15 protein-coding genes are annotated in these 15605 nt (G+C 65.3%); 4 read left to right on the top strand and 11 right to left on the bottom strand.

The window, feature by feature from the left end; genetic code table 11:
- Window positions 1–2 precede the first annotated feature (2 nt).
- On the bottom strand, window positions 3–578 hold the full coding sequence (efp, locus tag KDG50_04930; GenBank protein MCB1864750.1) for an elongation factor P: 576 nt from the start codon (window positions 576–578) through the stop codon (window positions 3–5).
- Window positions 579–614: 36 nt separating this feature from the next.
- On the opposite strand from efp, the gene epmB reads away from it, so the two are divergent.
- From epmB to KDG50_04915, 3 genes are all read left to right on the top strand, one after another.
- The gene (epmB, locus tag KDG50_04925) at window positions 615–1622 is read left to right on the top strand and encodes an EF-P beta-lysylation protein EpmB (protein ID MCB1864749.1); all 1008 of its coding nucleotides are present in this window, start codon (window positions 615–617) and stop codon (window positions 1620–1622) included.
- A 171-nt stretch (window positions 1623–1793) separates the two neighbouring features.
- Window positions 1794–3698 carry a hypothetical protein gene (locus KDG50_04920; protein ID MCB1864748.1) on the top strand — a complete coding sequence of 635 codons (1905 nt, stop codon included), beginning with the start codon at window positions 1794–1796 and terminating at the stop codon, window positions 3696–3698.
- Window positions 3699–4002: 304 nt separating this feature from the next.
- Window positions 4003–6099, top strand: coding sequence for an EAL domain-containing protein (locus KDG50_04915; GenBank protein ID MCB1864747.1), 2097 nt, complete (start codon window positions 4003–4005; stop codon window positions 6097–6099).
- Window positions 6100–6161: 62 nt separating this feature from the next.
- Here the strand turns inward: KDG50_04915 and KDG50_04910 are convergent, their stop codons facing one another.
- The 10 genes from KDG50_04910 to KDG50_04865 form a co-directional block, all read right to left on the bottom strand.
- Entirely contained in the window at window positions 6162–7142 is a 981-nt protein-coding gene (locus KDG50_04910) for a 5'-nucleotidase (GenBank protein ID MCB1864746.1), read from the bottom strand.
- 31 nt (window positions 7143–7173) lie between these two features.
- Window positions 7174–7698, bottom strand: a complete 525-nt coding sequence (locus KDG50_04905; GenBank protein ID MCB1864745.1) for a hypothetical protein — start codon at window positions 7696–7698, stop codon at window positions 7174–7176.
- A gap of 77 nt (window positions 7699–7775) precedes the next feature.
- Window positions 7776–9068, bottom strand: a complete 1293-nt coding sequence (locus KDG50_04900) for a hypothetical protein (protein MCB1864744.1) — start codon at window positions 9066–9068, stop codon at window positions 7776–7778.
- A 45-nt stretch (window positions 9069–9113) separates the two neighbouring features.
- A complete protein-coding gene (locus KDG50_04895) occupies window positions 9114–9749 on the bottom strand; it encodes an AAA family ATPase (protein MCB1864743.1) in 636 nt (211 codons plus the stop codon).
- A 51-nt stretch (window positions 9750–9800) separates the two neighbouring features.
- On the bottom strand, window positions 9801–10925 hold the full coding sequence (ribB, locus tag KDG50_04890) for a 3,4-dihydroxy-2-butanone-4-phosphate synthase (protein MCB1864742.1): 1125 nt from the start codon (window positions 10923–10925) through the stop codon (window positions 9801–9803).
- Window positions 10926–10928: 3 nt separating this feature from the next.
- Window positions 10929–11591: a riboflavin synthase gene (locus KDG50_04885; GenBank protein MCB1864741.1), complete on the bottom strand. Its 663-nt coding sequence runs from the start codon at window positions 11589–11591 to the stop codon at window positions 10929–10931.
- 22 nt (window positions 11592–11613) lie between these two features.
- Entirely contained in the window at window positions 11614–12021 is a 408-nt protein-coding gene (locus KDG50_04880; protein ID MCB1864740.1) for a hypothetical protein, read from the bottom strand.
- The gene (gene ribD / locus KDG50_04875) at window positions 12018–13103 is read right to left on the bottom strand and encodes a bifunctional diaminohydroxyphosphoribosylaminopyrimidine deaminase/5-amino-6-(5-phosphoribosylamino)uracil reductase RibD (protein MCB1864739.1); all 1086 of its coding nucleotides are present in this window, start codon (window positions 13101–13103) and stop codon (window positions 12018–12020) included. Before ribD ends, KDG50_04880 begins: the two co-directional genes overlap by 4 nt.
- Before the next feature lie 20 nt (window positions 13104–13123).
- Window positions 13124–13636 (bottom strand): transcriptional repressor NrdR, encoded by a 513-nt coding sequence (gene nrdR / locus KDG50_04870; protein ID MCB1864738.1) that lies wholly within the window; start codon window positions 13634–13636, stop codon window positions 13124–13126.
- 3 nt (window positions 13637–13639) lie between these two features.
- Window positions 13640–14893: a serine hydroxymethyltransferase gene (locus tag KDG50_04865; protein MCB1864737.1), complete on the bottom strand. Its 1254-nt coding sequence runs from the start codon at window positions 14891–14893 to the stop codon at window positions 13640–13642.
- A gap of 208 nt (window positions 14894–15101) precedes the next feature.
- Between KDG50_04865 and KDG50_04860 the strand changes: the two genes are divergently transcribed.
- On the top strand, window positions 15102–15605 hold the full coding sequence (locus tag KDG50_04860) for a hypothetical protein (GenBank protein MCB1864736.1): 504 nt from the start codon (window positions 15102–15104) through the stop codon (window positions 15603–15605).

The following is a 15605-nucleotide window of genomic DNA, read 5'->3' as shown; positions in this document are numbered from 1 at the left end:
CCTCAGCCTTCCTCTTTCGCGCGGGAGATGTACTCGCCCGTCCAGGTGTTGACCTTGACGAACTCGCCTTCCTGCACGAACAGCGGCACACGGACCACGGCACCGGTCTCCAGCGTCGCCGGTTTTCCGCCACCACCGGAGGTGTCCCCGCGCACACCGGGATCGGTTTGGGTGATCTGCAGAATGACCGTCTGCGGTGCCTGAACGTTGAGCGGCGCACCGTTCCACAGGGTCACCAGCAAGGTCTCCTGCCCCTTGAGCCACTGTGCGGCATCGGCCATGGCGGTCTTGTCGGCGCTGAGCTGTTCGAAGCTCGTCGGGTCCATCAGATACCAGAACTCGCCGTCGGTGTAGACGTACTGCATTTCGGTATCCATGACGTCGGCGGCCTCGACCGTGTCGCCGGACTTGAAGGTCTTCTCGACCGTGCGACCGGTCTTCAGGTTGCGTACCCGAACACGATTGAACGCCTGTCCCTTGCCGGGTTTCACGAACTCGTTTTCGACGATGTTGTACGGATCGCCGTCGAGAATGATCTTGAGGCCGGAACGGAACTCGTTGGTACTATAGGTGGCCATTACTGGGGGCTTTCAGGTCGGGGGAAACGGGCGCGCATGATACCGCGAAGCGACTTCGCGCGGCAGACGCCGGACTGGCAGCATGAGCTGGCCCGTTCGTTCACGAGCCTGGAAGCCCTGCTCGCGTACCTTGGTCTGCCCGCCGACGCGCTGGGGCCGGTCCCGTTTGATGCGGCGGGCTTTCCCCTGCGGGTGCCGCGACCGTTCGCCGAACGGATGCGCCCCGGCGATCCTGATGATCCGCTGCTGCGCCAGATCGCCGCATCGGCCAACGAACTCGTGAAGGCCCCGGGATTCGGTTCGGACCCGGTCGGCGACCACGCGGCGCGCCGCGGATACGGACTCCTGCAGAAATATCACGGTCGCGCGCTGCTGATCGCAACCGGCGCCTGTGCCGTGCATTGCCGGTACTGCTTCCGACGCCATTTTCCCTACGCGGAGGACGCACTACGCGACCGCGATCTGGACGTTCTGCTTGAACAGCTTGCCGACGATGATTCGATCGACGAGGTCATCCTGAGCGGCGGCGATCCACTGAGTCTGCGCGACGAACGGCTCGCCACCGTCGTCCGCCGCATCGAGGCCATCCCGCACCTTCGACGACTTCGCATTCACACGCGAGTCCCGGTCGTGCTCCCGCAGCGCGTCGACGACGCGCTCGTCGGCTGGCTGGGCGCAACCCGATTCACCGTGATCGTCGTTCTGCACATCAACCACGCCAACGAGATCGACGCAGCGGTGATCGACGCCGCGAATCGGCTGGCGCAGGCCGGGGCCATATTGTTGAACCAGTCTGTTCTGTTGACCGGTGTCAACGATTCGCTTGATGCCCTGACCAATCTCAGCCTGCGGCTCGCCGACGCCCGCATCACCCCCTACTATCTGCATGCGCTGGACCGGGTCGCCGGGGCCGCGCACTTCGAAGTTCCGGACGAGCGTGCCGTGCAGTTGCTCAATGACCTCCGCTCACGCCTGCCCGGCTATCTGGTGCCGCGCCTGGTGCGCGAGATCGCGGGCGCACGGTCGAAGCTGCCGCTTGGATGACCGGCGCGAGCGCTCACTGCGGAACACATACGCGGACCATCGAACCGCAGATCAGCGCCCGCAACCTGACCGCCACCCGTGTCCAGCGGAATTGCTATGCTTGCCAACATGCCCGACGCGCAGACCCCTCCACACCGACGAGTCACTCGGTAGCGGCCGTTGAGTCATTCAATGAATGTCGCCGACCTGCAACGACGGCCGGGGAACACGGGTCCTGGCGCCAGCGTCACGGGTCTGGAACTCCCGGCCCGCTTGCCGCCGGGGCCGAGCAGTTTCGACGGCAGTTCACGGCGCCTGACCGAATGGCTCAGCGCCCTGCCACTTGCCAATATCGGCGAGACCGCGCGCAGCCTCTTCGGGGCGCTGAGCGAAATGAACCGGACGCAGATGACGGCGTTGACCCGCATCAAGGCATCCGAACAGGTGCGCCATACGGTGCACTATGTCTCATCGAATCTCGACAAACATCTGATTGGCACCGCGCAACCGATCTCGGACAAGGCCCGCAAGATCGCGTCGCTCCAGCGCGAGCTCCTGAGCGAGATCGGCACGATGTACCGGATCGCCGTCGACGATCTGCTGACGGCACGCGGCGGCGAGGTCGACCGACGGTTGCTGTCAGTGGCGATCCATCGCGCACTTTTTTACCTGGGCCGTCACCTCCTGCAGTCCGCCACGCTGTATCTGACGCCGTCGACGAAGCTCTGGCGCGAAATCAACCTGCTGTATCTGCTGGCGGAAAAGAACCAGGTCGATGCCGTCGCGGTGCGGGACCCCGAATCGGACGAGGCCGCCAATCTGACCGTTTCCGCGGCCTACCGCCGCAATCTGTTGTTCTCGCTGAGCGACCCCTACAGCATGCGCCAGAGCGAAACGCAGACGACCTGGATTCGCTGCGGGCAATGGGCCGGTCAGGCCGAAATGCGCGGCGCGGATGCGGGCAGCGATCATGCGAAACAGACCTTCGTCGTTGACCTCTGGTCCGACCGCCCGCCCCGCCACGCATCGCTGGCCCAGATCGCACCGAGTCGTACGCTTCGCTACCTCGACACCGCGGCCCTCAGCGAGGCCCTGCGCACGGCATTTCGTGAAACCGACCCCAACACGCGCTCGACGGCTACGGTGGAGGCGAACCGCAACATCCTGCGCCGTGCGATCCAGCGCTGGGGCATGGGGCCGCGCCGGCAGCTCACAAGAACGCGCATGGGGTTGTCGCTGACCGTCGCAACCAGCCTTTCAACCATCCATCGACTGGTACGCAAAGAATCTCGCACAGCCGCCCCTCCGCCTCCACCCACGCCGGCGCCTCGTCAGGATTCCGGGTCGCGGCTGTCGACCTTCGGTCCTGCTTCAAGGCCGGTTGGAGACGCGCAGCGCATCGAATCGCTGTTTGAACGGGACAACGCCGAACCATGGCGCGGCGTCAGCTTCGGCGAACTCACGGCCGTACCCATGGACGCGCAACTCGGGCCGATGGCTGCACCCGCGGCGGACCCCGTGTTCGGCGCGCCGCCCGTCCTGAATCAGCCAACGCTGCCCCTGAACACCACGACCGAGGTGCCAGAAACCTACGCCTGCAACAGCCTAAACGAGTCGGCCGGTGGTTACTGTCTGCAATGGCATGTGCGGAACATGCCGAAGGTCAAGATCGGCGAACTGGTGGGCATTCAGTCGCAGAATTCCGACGCCCAGTTCGGTGTCGCCGTCGTGCGTTGGCTGCGGGTTGCCGGACGCAGCGAACTGCGCGTCGGGTTGCAGATGATCGCGCCGCATGCCGTCGCGATCATGACCCAGCCGTCCACGGCGAATGGCGCCTACGATCGCAGCCTGCTGCTACCGGAGATGCGGGTGGCCAACCGCCCAGCGAGCCTGATCACCGAGACGATCCCTTACGAAGTCGGCACCGTGGTGCGGGTCGATCGGGACGGCAAGTTCTCCTACGTACGCCTGACGCGACTGCTGGAAAGCTCCGGAGCCTTCCGGCAGTTTCAATATGTAGAGGTCGACGAGCACGAATCGAGCGGCGACGACCAGACGCCGGACGACGATTTCACCTCGCTGTGGAGTTCGTTGTAGGACAACTCTGAACCGTTCAGAGCTTCGCGGGTCGCCTTCTCAGGCACTTGTTTGAACGGTCCGGGCGCGCGAAAAGCCGCTCCGCGAGCCCTCCGGCCAAGTGCCGCGCGCGCGTCACGCAGCGCTCCGCGGTAACCCCGGGACGCGGCCGGTCGCCCGCCGCCGTCACGAAAAATTACGAAGCAGTTCGCGTTTCCGTCTCGAAAATTCTGCTAGATTGCCCGGTAAGGCACTCGTGCGGGAGGATTTTTCGCCGCTTCCACCCGCCCGCAGCAGCCCAAGAACAACGCATGAGGAGTCCGAGTTGAGCGATACCATCACCGCGCGCGCCCTGATCCTGGACGCGTCGTCCAACCGCGCCGAAGGCTACTGCAGCGCGTTGCGAAACGTGGGCATCGCCGTACACGCGGAAAAGTCCGCCAATCAGGATGCGTTCGAGGAGAGTCTCGACAGTCGCCAGGGCCGTGACCTGCTGCTGGTCCATACCTCCTCGACCAGTTCGGCGACCCTGCCCGGCCTGCTCAAACGGCTGCGTCTGCGCGAGCCGGACGCGGCCATTGTGGTCGTGACCGCATCGACAGACGACGACGAGACCGCGCGCCTGATCGAGTCCGGCGCCGACGACGTGCTGGTCGAGGATCACATCGGGCGCCTCCAGGCCGTGGTGCAGCGCGAGCTTGCCAATCACGCGACGCGGCAAAAACTGCGACGCTTCGAGGTCCAGCTGAACGAAGCCGAGGCCCGTTGCACGCGACTGATCGAGTCGTCGCGCGACGCAATCGCCTATGTGCACGACGGCATGCACGTGCTCGCGAATCCCGTCTACCTCGGGATGTTCGGCTACGAGTCGTTCTCCGACATCGAGGTCGTGCCCGTCATGGACCTGGTTGCGGAAAAGGATCGGCCACGCTTCAAGGACTTCCTGCGCCGCCTCGATCCCAACCGGCGGGACGGGGCGGAACCGCCGGCCATCGACGTACTGGCCAAAAACCTCGCCGGAGACCAGTTTGAAATTTCGATGAGCTTTTCCGCAGCAACGGTCGATCGCGAGCCCTGCACCCAGATCGTGATTCGCGACAAGTCCGACAGCGAGGAGCTGCAGCGTCGCATCGAGGAGATTTCCAATCAGGATCTCGCCACCGGCCTGCGCAATCGCCATTACTATCTGCGCGCGCTCGACCGGGCGATCGGCGAGTTCGATCACACCAGCGAGGAGCTGGCCGTGATGTATCTGCAGGTCGATGGCTTCAAGGACCTGCGCAACGAACTGGGCATTGACGGCACCGACGCGCTGCTGCGCGAACTCGGCGTCACCCTCACCAAGCACTTGCAGCTCGGCGATGAACTCGCCCGTTTCAGCGACCCGTCACTGGCGCTGATCGTTCGTCGCAAGGCGCTTTATGAAGTCGAAAACCTTGCCGAGGACCTGCGGAACACTGTTCAGGAACAGATGTTCGAGACCGCCGGCCAGGTCGCATCCCTGACCTGCTCAATCGGGCTCGCCACCGCCTCCGGCGATCGCGGCGAATCCGCGCTTGATCTGATCTCGCAGGCCCAGCGCGCGTGCGACGACATCGCGTCAAAGGGCAACCAGGTCAAGAAGTTTGACCCGATCGAGACCGCCGAAGACCTCAAGAACGCCGGCGACCGATCGGTCATAGAGACCATCCGCTTTGCGCTCGCGCACGATCGCATGCAGCTGGTGTTTCAGCCGATGGTCAGCCTGCAAGGCGACGCGAAGGAAAATTTCGCAGTGTCAGCCCGATTGCTCGACAGCGATGGCAAGGAAGTCAACAAGGCAAACTACATCGACGCTGCTGCACGCTCCGGTCTCATGGGCGAGATGGACCGCTGGCTCATCACCAAGGCACTCGCCGCGCTGGCACAATTGCGTCGCGACGGTCGCCGTGTGGTGTTTTTCCTGCCGCTGTCGGTCGCGAGCATCAGCCAGGAATCAAGCCTGCTGTGGATCGTCGAAGCGCTGCGTGACGCCCGCGTGAAAGGTTCGTGGATCGTGTTTCAGATCGAGGACAGCATCATCCGCAAACACCTGCAACCGGCACGAAAGCTCATCACCGGACTTGCCAAACTTCGCTGCCACATCGCCCTGGACGGATTCGGCATCGAGCCGAATGCGGGCAAGATTCTCAAACACCTGCCGATCGATTTTGCGTGTATCGACACCTCGTTCACGCACAACCTGGCCGGCAGCGAAGATCGGCAGCTCGCACTCAGCGAGATCAACAAACTCGCGCAGACCTACAAGGTTCGAACGATTGCGCGTGCAGTTGAAGACGCGAACAGCCTGGCGGTGCTCTGGACCGTCGGCGTGGACTACATCCAGAGCTACTTCCTGCAGGAGCCTTCGGAGTCGCTGAACTACGATTTCGGGACCGGCTGAGACCAGCCAACGGCGTGTGCCCCGCACCTGTTCGGGCACGGGGCTTGCCAGCCCTCATCGATTCAGCGCGACACCGTTTTCCGCGCGGCTGATCCAGCCACCTCGATCGGCGCTTCTTCCCTGGCTGTCGACGTCTGCAATTCGTTTGCGACGCCGTGCGGCACATGTCCGGTCGCCACGTGCTGCGCGGCCGATTCGCAGTGGCCCGTCTGATCATCAAAGAAGATGTCGGCGCCGAAGGCCTTGAGGAACGCACCCTTTTCCTTTCCGCCGAGGAACAGCGCCTCGTCGATGCGGATGTCCCAGTCGCGCAGAGTGCGAACCACGCGTTCGTGAGCCGGCGCTGAACGCGCGGTGACCAGCGCGGTGCGAATCAGGCGCCGCGAATCGGCCACACCCGACTGGATCGCCTGCAGGGCCGCCAGAAATGGCTTGAACGGGCCACCGCCCAGAGGCTCGCGCGCAGCGGCGACTTCCGACGCCGTAAAGGCATCCAGCCCGGCCGACTTGTAGATCCGCTCGGCTTCGTCTGAAAACAGCACCGCATCCCCGTCAAACGCAATGCGCAGTTCCTGTTCATCGCGGGCAAACCGCAACGCGCCTGGAAGCAGCGTGGCCGCAGCAACGCCGGCACCCAGCGCGTCACGCACATCTTCGGCATTTGCCGACAGAAACAGCTGCGCGCCGAAAGCGGCGGCATAGCGATACGGGCTGCGGCCGCCCGTGAATGCGGCCCTTGTGATGTCCAGCCCGTGATGAACGATGGAGTTGAAAATGCGCAGCCCCGTGTCAGCGCTGTTGCGCGACAGCAGGATCATTTCAACCCGTGGACCATCCGGAAGTTGCTGATTGATCTTCAGCAGCTTGCGCACCAGACCAAACGCGACACCCGGTTCGAGCGGGGTGTCTTCATGTTCCATCTGGTAATGGTGATATTGCTCCACGCCTTCCTGTTCGAAGACGCGGTGCGAGGAATCCAGGTCAAACAGCGCGCGCGACGAAATCGCGACAACCAGACGGGACCCGAGTGGCTCCTTATTCAAGCGTCCGCGGTTCGCTGTGGATACGCAATGATCACCATGGCATGAACGCGTTGAACATGGACATCGGCCGGCCGATCTTGCCAACGCTGTGATTCATGCGCGCCATGTCGACCTGCATGAACTGGGTTGCGTTGGTCATGCGTGCGATCGACTGGTTCAGGTTGCCCATGTTGTCGGTGATGGTCTGCATTTTCGTCAGCATCGGTTGCAGGGCGCCGACGTCATCGGAAATGTCGGTCATGCTGGTCGCCACAACCCGCATCGTCCCGGTCATCGAGCGGACGTTGTCCGAAACATCGCGCATGTGAGTCGAGAGCGTGGTCATGTTGCTGCCGACGCTGTCGGCCAGACGACTCACATCACGGCTCAGGTGGTAGACCAGATAGAACCCGTAGATTGCCAGCACCACAAATGCGAGCAGCGCCGGATAGACGACGATCTCCCAGCGGCGCGCACTGGACTCGAAGGTCCGTGCCAGGCGCTCGATGGATTCCCCGCGCGCGATCTCGCGTTCCACCTGGGCAGAGTCGGTCGACGTATCTGGCTTGTTGGACATGGGTACCTCGGTGGTCCGGCAGGCGGGCGCGGGGCGGGGCTCGCAGCCGAAAGCGGCGTGGCCCGTCCATCATTATCTCACTTTTCGGAGTAGGCCGGCGAGTGAGGCAGATCAATCAGCCCGTGATCGTAGAGCAGCCGTTCGAGCACATTGGCCTCGGGCGCGCCGCTCTCGCGCATGAAGCCGACGAGCCGGGACGCCTCCGCGAACCGACCCAGGGCCACCAAACGGCGACCGGCCTCGAGAAACAGCGGTGGCGCCTCGTCGACACGGCCGATGTAGACGTAGAGATTGCCGAGTTCTCCGTAGGCATCGGGGCCAGCCGGGTCTGCTTGCGTCGCCCGGCGGTAGGCCTCCTCGGCGGCCGCGTACTCACCGGACCAGAACGCCCGCCGGGCCACAACCACGAGCCGGTCGACCGACGGGCCGGCACCATCGGAGACGCGCTGTGGGTCGGGCGCGGGCGCGACCGATCGCGCTGGCGCGGGCGCAACCGCTTCGGATTCGCCCCAAGGGGTGGACAGCGTAGCGGACGGCCGTCCGAAATCTCCGCCCACGCGACGATCGCCAGGCATCCCAGGCGTTGGCGGCATCGTTTCGGCTGGGTCGACCGGCGGCGCCCAAGTCGATGCATCGGTGGCGGCCGACCGGCCATATCCGTGCGCGCCCGGCGCGTCGGCACGCCCGGCCCGGGTCGGCGCCGGACCCACGGACGGCCGATACTCGAACGGAGACACTCCGGTCGGGTCCGCCCAAAACGCCGGTGATCCGTCCTCGGCCGGCGGCCCGACCACACCGCCAAAGCCCGCAGGCGGAGGCCGGTCACCGGCCGACGGCAACGCGGATCGGTCGCCATGGTCTGCGGGAGGCGAAGCATCGCCGGGTGGTGGTGGCCAGCCGGTTGCCGATTCCCAGGGCGATCCGGAAGCTGTCAGACCGCCGGACGCGGGATCGCCGAAGCCTGGTGGGGAAACAGCGCTTTCGGGCGACAACCCCGGCGCGGCAGGCACACTCGATTGCATTTCGGTCGCCGTTGACGGATCACCATGACCGACAGCAGCGGTCGGAGCCGTTTCCGGCCGAAGCTCATCGCGCCATTTCAGCGTTGGTGGTTCCGATTCGACCGGCGTAGTGCGCGGATTCACGACATTCGACTGCGACAGGGCCGGCGTGGGAGGCAAGCTTTCGGCAGCCGCCGGGCCCGATCCCGCCTGTGCCGGAACCGCCGTATGCGGGATCGACGCCTCCTGTCCCGCGGCACCAAAAATCGCGTCCCGCCATATCCAGGCTGCAAGCAGGAACGCCACGACAATCGCGATCACGCCGTGACTGGCGAGCCAGCGCAGACCTCGCTTGAGCCATTCAGGCATTGCCGAGCATCCCGCGCAGGTGTCGCCGGCTGCTACCGGCGCGCATCAGCCCAGCACCCCCGGGTACAGGGCGGCCGCCAGCGCCATCAGCTCGCGCGCCGACTTTCCGCGCGGCTCCAGCTCGAACACCGCCAGACCTTCACTGAAGGACCGGCGAAACGCAGTGCGCTGCGCGAGCCGTGGCTTGATGAAGCGGATTCCGGGCAGAGCAACCAGCGCCGCCGCCGCTTCGTCGGACTCCCGCACCGCCTGGTGGGTGTCGGCCCGATTGATGAACCCGAGCATCTGCGGCGGTTTGGCCTGGTCCGCGTACTGGGCGACGATGCGCAGAAAGCGCTGGGTCGACCAGATATCCGCCTGACTCGGCGGGACCGGCACGATGACACGGTCGGCCAGACCCAAGGCCGCGTGCATGGACTTGATATCCGATGCGCCGATATCGATCAGCACCGGAACGGTGGCCTTCTTCAGACTGCGGCCGAGGGCGTCCGGGCCCAGCACCTCGATCGCCGGCTCGAAGCCTTCCTCGCGACGCACCTCGACGACATCGGTGAGCGTGGCCTGCGGATCCAGATCCAGCAGGATCGGCGACTCGCCCGCGAGCGCCAGATACACGGCCAGATTGAAAGTGACCGTGCTCTTGCCCGAGCCGCCTTTCAGGCTGGCAATGACGTCGATCATCGAGTTTCCTCTGCGGCACCGGCCGCCAGCGGGATTATAACGACGCTTGGCTCAGTCACCGGCCTGACGCCCCGAGACATACTCGATCACTTCCAGATCGAACCCACTGAGCGCATGCAGCTGTTTGGGCGCGCTGAGCAGGCGCATCTGCCGCACGCCCAGGTCCAGCAGAATCTGCGCGCCAACACCGTAGGTGCGCAGATCGCCGACCGGGTCGCCGCTGGGCTCATGTTCGCCAGCCCTGCCCTCCTGGCACTCGCGAATGCGTTGCACCACTGCGCGCGGCGTATCGTTGGAACGCAGCAGCACGATGGCCCCCGATCCCGCCTCGGCGATGCGCTGCATCGCGTCGTCGAGCGGCCAGCCGCATTCCGGGCCACGCGCGCCGAACACATCGCAGAGCGCGTCCTGCATGTGTACGCGGACCAAAGCCGGACGTTCCGGCCCGACCTCGCCATGCACCAGCGCCAGATGGACCACTTCGCTGACCAGATCCTGATAGGCAATGACCTCGAAGCGCCCGTGCCGGGTGTCGATCGAACAGCCATTCAGACGTTCGACCGTCTTTTCGTTCTGTATCCGGTAGTGAATGAGATCGGCGATCGTGCCGATCTTCAGCTTGTGCTCGGCCGCGAAGTGTTCGAGGTCCGCACGACGCGCCATCGTGCCGTCCTCGTTGAGGATTTCCACGATCACGGCCGCCGGTTCCATGCCGGCGAGTCGCGCCAGGTCGCAACCGGCCTCGGTATGGCCCGCGCGAACCAGCACCCCGCCGGGCTGGGCCATCAGCGGAAAGATGTGCCCGGGTTGCACGAGATCGCCGGGCTGCGCGTCCTTGCCAACCGCCGCGCGCACCGTGGTCGCGCGATCCGCCGCTGATATGCCCGTGGTCACGCCGTGCGCGGCCTCGATGCTGACCGTGAAGTTCGTCGCTTCGTGCGGGTCATTGCCCAGCACCATCAGGGGCAGGCGCAGACGCTGGCAGCGCTCACGGGTCAGTGTCAGGCAGATCAGGCCGCGACCGTACTTGGCCATGAAATTGATGTCGGCCGGCTTCACGCATTCGGCCGCCATGAGCAGATCGCCCTCGTTCTCGCGATCCTCGTCGTCCATGACGACGATCATGCGGCCGTCGCGCAGTTCCTCCAACAGTTCTTCGGTCGTGTTCAGTTTCATGAATCAGTGTTCCAGAAAACCGCCGCGCTGCAGGGCAGCCATCGTGTCCGAGCCATTGTCCGCATCGGCCGCGCGATCACCGAGCATCAGGCGCTCCAGATAGCGTGCCAGCAGGTCGACCTCCAGATTGACCGCGTCACCGGTGCGCCGACGACCGATCGTCGTCATGGTCGCGGTGTGCGGCACGATGTTCACGGAGAACCGTGCGCCATCTACCGTGTTGACCGTGAGACTCACGCCGTCGATGGTGACCGAACCCTTTTCCGCGATGTATCGTGCCAGCGCGGCCGGCGCCTCGATTTCGAATCGTTCTGAACGCGCATCGCGCCGGCGGCCGAGCACCCGCGCGACGCCATCCACATGTCCGCTCACAAGATGTCCGCCCAGCCGGGTCGACAGCGTCAGCGCGCGTTCGAGATTCACCGGCGAGGCAACGCCCAGTTCCCCGAGCGTCGTGCGTTGGAGGGTTTCGTTCGACACATCGGCCGCAAAGCTGTCGGCGCCCAGTTCGACCACGGTCAGACAGACGCCACTCACGCAGATCGAATCGCCGAGCGCGACGGTGCCGAGATCAAGCCCCCCGGCGGCGATCACGAGTCGCGCGTCACCTGCGCGGCGTTCGACGCCACGCACCTGCCCCATCGCTTCAACGATTCCGGTAAACATACAAACTGCGTTCCAATCGATGTCAGTGTCGGCCGCGCCGACGCTCGACCTTGTAGGCAACGATGCGCCGCGCAATGGATGCGTCCGCCACTGTCGCAATGGCGTCTTCGTCTGTGAGCAATCCCGCCACGTCCGCGACAGTCGTTTGTGCCGCTGCCTGCGGTGCCAGCGCACCCTGAATGGCCAGCACGCCGCCGGCCTGGACCCGGACCATCGCGCTCGCGGGCATGCTGAGCAGGTCGTCCTCGCAGCCCAGTGCCGGCAACCCGACGTCTTTGAGCCGTGCAAGCAGCCGGGCGCAACGCGCATGGGCGGCCGGGTCGTGGCAGAGCACCGCCGGGCCATTGCGCGCGGCGACTTCCTCCGCGTGGCGGCAAGCGAAAGTCCGGGCGATCACGGGGCCCTGGAAGCAGCAGACCAGCTCACTCACGAGCGCGGACTGTATACGGGCATCAGGGTGATGCGCCAGTCATCACCCACGGAGCGCGAGTCAATCGTGCGCAGTTCAACGCGATCCGACATCTTTGCGACCTCGAGATCAACAAGCCCCCGCGCACCGCTGCCAAGCAGCGCTGGCGCCACATAGAGCACGATCTCGTCGGCGAGCCGATCGGCGAGCAGCGCACCGGCCAGGGTCGCACCGGCCTCGACGTGCAGTTCGTTGATCCCGCGCCGTCCCAGGCGATCGAGCAGGTCGGCCAGATCGACCCGTCCGCCGCGTTCCGCGCAGACCTCCAGCGGCGCATCGACGCCGGATTGGCGCAGGGCCTCCGCACCCGTCGCCCTCGTGGCAATCAACACCGACCCGGGCAAGCCAAGCGTGCGGGCCGCGGCCGGCGTGCGCCCGGTGCTATCGGCAATCACCCGCAACGGCTGGCGAATGACTCCGTTCACCGCACATTCCGAGGCGCGCACATCCAGTGACGGGTCATCGGCCAGCACGGTGTTCACGCCCGTCAGAATCGCCGAGGCACGCCCGCGCAGACGCTGCACGTCCGCGCGGGCGGCCGGCCCGGTGATCCAGCGGCTTTCGCCCGCGGCGAGCGCGGTACGTCCATCGAGTGTCATGGCGAGTTTCATGCGCACATACGGCCGCCCACTGCGCATACGTTTCATGAAGCCCGGATTGAGCGCCCCGGCCTCGTTGGCCAGGAGTCCGACTTCCACCTCGACGCCCGCATCACGCAATTGCTCTAAGCCGCGCCCGGAAACCGCCGGGTTCGGATCGACGGTTGCGGCGACCACTCGCGCGACACCCGCGGCCAGAAGCGCCTCCGCACACGGCGGCGTACGTCCGTGGTGACTGCACGGCTCCAGCGTCACGACCGCGGTCGCGCCGCGTGCCCGTGAACCGGCGGCCGCCAGTGCCAGAACCTCCGCATGCGGGCCACCGGCGCGTTCGTGCCAACCCTCGCCGACGATCTCGCCATCGCGAAGAATGACGCAACCCACGCGCGGGTTGGGATCGGTCGAATACAGCCCGCGACTGGCGAGTCGAATCGCGCGCGCCATGGCCGCGCGCTCACCGGAACTCACGACTCGGAGCCCTCGTCATCGAGCAGGCTGATCTGGCGCCGCCGCTGCTCCGGCGTCGGCTCGGCCGTGAGACGGTCGATTTCCTCACGGAAGGCCTGCACGTCCTGAAAGCTGCGATAGACCGATGCGAAGCGCACGTAGGCGACCTGATCGAGCGCCCGCAACTCGTCCATGACCCATTCGCCGAGCAGATACGAGGGCACATCACGCTCGGAATACGCGAGCAGACGATGCCGGATTCGTGCCAGCGCCGCATCGATCTCGGGACTCGAAACCGGGCGCTTTTCCAGCGCCAGCATCACGCCATGCCCGAGCTTGCTCTCGTTGAACAGTTCGATTCGACCGTCGCGCTTGACGATCCGCGGCAGATTCAGCTCGGCGGTCTCGAAGGTCGTGAAGCGTTCGTTGCAGGAGCCACACTCGCGCCGGCGTCGAACCTGATTCGATTCAACGGCCAGACGCGAATCCACGACCCGCGTGTCGGCATGACCGCAATACGGGCAATGCACGGCTCAGCCGTACACCGGGTACCGGCGACAGATGTCCAGCACCTGTTCACGTACGCGTGCGTTGACCGACTCGTCATCGAGATCATCGAGCACGTCGCAGATCCAGCCTGCAAGCGCGCGGGATTCGTCCAGGCCGAATCCGCGCGTGGTGATGGCCGGCGAGCCGATGCGCAGACCGCTCGTGACGAATGGCGACTGTGGATCATTGGGGACCGCGTTCTTGTTGACCGTGATGTGCGCTCGGCCAAGGGCGGCATCGGCAGCCTTGCCGGTCATGCCGCGCGAGATCAGGCTGACGAGGAACAGGTGATTGTCGGTGCCGCCGGAGACGATTTCGTAGCCGCGTTCGATCATGACATTCGCCATCGCGCGCGCATTGGCGACGACCTGCCTCTGGTAGTCGGCAAACCCGGGCTCCATCGCCTCCTTGAACGCCACCGCCTTCGCGGCGATCACGTGCATCAGCGGACCGCCCTGGGTACCCGGAAACACCAGCGAATTGAGCTTCTTTTCGATTTCGGCGTTGGCCTTTGCAAGGATCAGACCGCCACGCGGGCCGCGCAGGGTCTTGTGCGTGGTGCTGGTCGTGATGTCCGCGATTGCAACCGGACTCGGATAGACACCGGTCGCCACCAGGCCCGCGACATGTGCCATGTCCACGACCAGATATGCGCCGACGGCATCGGCAATGTCACGAAACCGCTGCCAGTCGACCACACGTGAGTAGGCCGAAAAACCGGCCACGATCATCTTCGGCCGGTGTTCCTGCGCCAAGCGTTCCACCGCCGCATAGTCGATCTCGCCAGTATCGGCCGAAAGCCCGTACTGTACGGCGTTGAACAGCTTTCCGGAGAAATTGACCTTCGCGCCGTGGGTCAGATGGCCGCCGTCGGCCAGGCTCATGCCGAGAATCGTGTCACCCGGCGACAGCAGCGCAAGATAGGCAGCGGCATTCGCCTGCGAACCGGAATGCGGCTGCACGTTGGCGTAGTCCGCGCCAAACAGCTTTTTCGCGCGATCGATCGCCAGCTGCTCGGCGACATCCACGTTCTCGCAGCCGCCGTAATAGCGCTTCGCGGGATAACCCTCGGCATATTTGTTGGTCAGCACGCTGCCCTGTGCCTCGAGCACGCGCGGGCTCGCGTAGTTCTCCGAGGCGATCAGTTCGAGGTGCTCTTCCTGACGGCGGCGCTCGGCGGCCAATGCCGCGGCGAGCTCGTCATCAAAACCGGCGATCTGCATATCTTTCGGAAACATCGGGCCTGGAACCTCGAATCAGTCGGGAGGACAAGCCAGTAATGGTATCGCACCGCGCCAGCGCGCGGCCTGTAAGCCCTGGCCTACGAAAGAATGCAGGGGGCTCCGATAGGCCACCCCCTGGCACCCGCCTACCCTCTCTGCCGACCACGGGCCGGCCGTACCGCCCGCCGCAATCGTCTACAGACTCATTTCGCAAGGGGGGTTCATGAAACGCAACACCTTTTCCGCCATCACCGCGGGGCTTTTGATCACGCTCGCCGCCGCCACGACCAGCGCGACCGGCGCCACGACCGCCGCCGCCCCAGCCGCGCAGGCACGCCAGCACCTGAGTGACTTCGAGGCCACGGGTTCACGCGAGTCGCTCGCACGCCTGCATTGCATGCATCTGGCCGGCTCGGGCACGGCCAGCGTGCTGCTGTCATCGGCCTACGCGGATTCCTCGCAGCCGGTCGAACACCGGCGCGGCTACGAGGTACTGCGCGCGGGGGCACACAACCACTCGCCCGCCGAGGCAATTGCTCCAGCCAAGGTACTCGCACGCGCCTATGAGGTCGGCGGACTGGGCCTGCGTGTGGACCCGCGGGCGGCGATCTACTACCACGACCTCGCCGCGCACGCCCGCATGGCTTCGCACCTGCAATCGGTCGTCATGGAGAGCCGGACCAACGCCGGCGCGTTCGAATCGGCCCTGGCGCTCTGCCAGGGCTGA

Source organism: Chromatiales bacterium, assembly GCA_020445605.1.
In the GTDB taxonomy this organism is placed as follows: domain Bacteria; phylum Pseudomonadota; class Gammaproteobacteria; order JAGRGH01; family JAGRGH01; genus JAGRGH01.
This window is presented reverse-complemented; position numbering and strand designations above follow the sequence as displayed.

Bases quoted from the DNA above. Each gene is read 5' to 3' on its own strand.
- KDG50_04920 (MCB1864748.1), top strand. From the start codon at position 1,794: ATGAATGTCGCCGACCTGCAACGACGGCCGGGGAACACGGGTCCTGGC.
- KDG50_04885 (MCB1864741.1), bottom strand. From the start codon at position 11,591: ATGTTTACCGGAATCGTTGAAGCGATGGGGCAGGTGCGTGGCGTCGAA.
- ribD (MCB1864739.1), bottom strand. From the start codon at position 13,103: ATGGCGCGCGCGATTCGACTCGCCAGTCGCGGGCTGTATTCGACCGAT.
- epmB (MCB1864749.1), top strand. From the start codon at position 615: ATGATACCGCGAAGCGACTTCGCGCGGCAGACGCCGGACTGGCAGCAT.
- KDG50_04900 (MCB1864744.1), bottom strand. From the start codon at position 9,068: ATGCCTGAATGGCTCAAGCGAGGTCTGCGCTGGCTCGCCAGTCACGGC.
- KDG50_04905 (MCB1864745.1), bottom strand. From the start codon at position 7,698: ATGTCCAACAAGCCAGATACGTCGACCGACTCTGCCCAGGTGGAACGC.
- KDG50_04865 (MCB1864737.1), bottom strand. From the start codon at position 14,893: ATGTTTCCGAAAGATATGCAGATCGCCGGTTTTGATGACGAGCTCGCC.
- KDG50_04895 (MCB1864743.1), bottom strand. From the start codon at position 9,749: ATGATCGACGTCATTGCCAGCCTGAAAGGCGGCTCGGGCAAGAGCACG.
- efp (MCB1864750.1), bottom strand. From the start codon at position 578: ATGGCCACCTATAGTACCAACGAGTTCCGTTCCGGCCTCAAGATCATT.
- KDG50_04860 (MCB1864736.1), top strand. From the start codon at position 15,102: ATGAAACGCAACACCTTTTCCGCCATCACCGCGGGGCTTTTGATCACG.
- ribB (MCB1864742.1), bottom strand. From the start codon at position 10,925: ATGAAACTGAACACGACCGAAGAACTGTTGGAGGAACTGCGCGACGGC.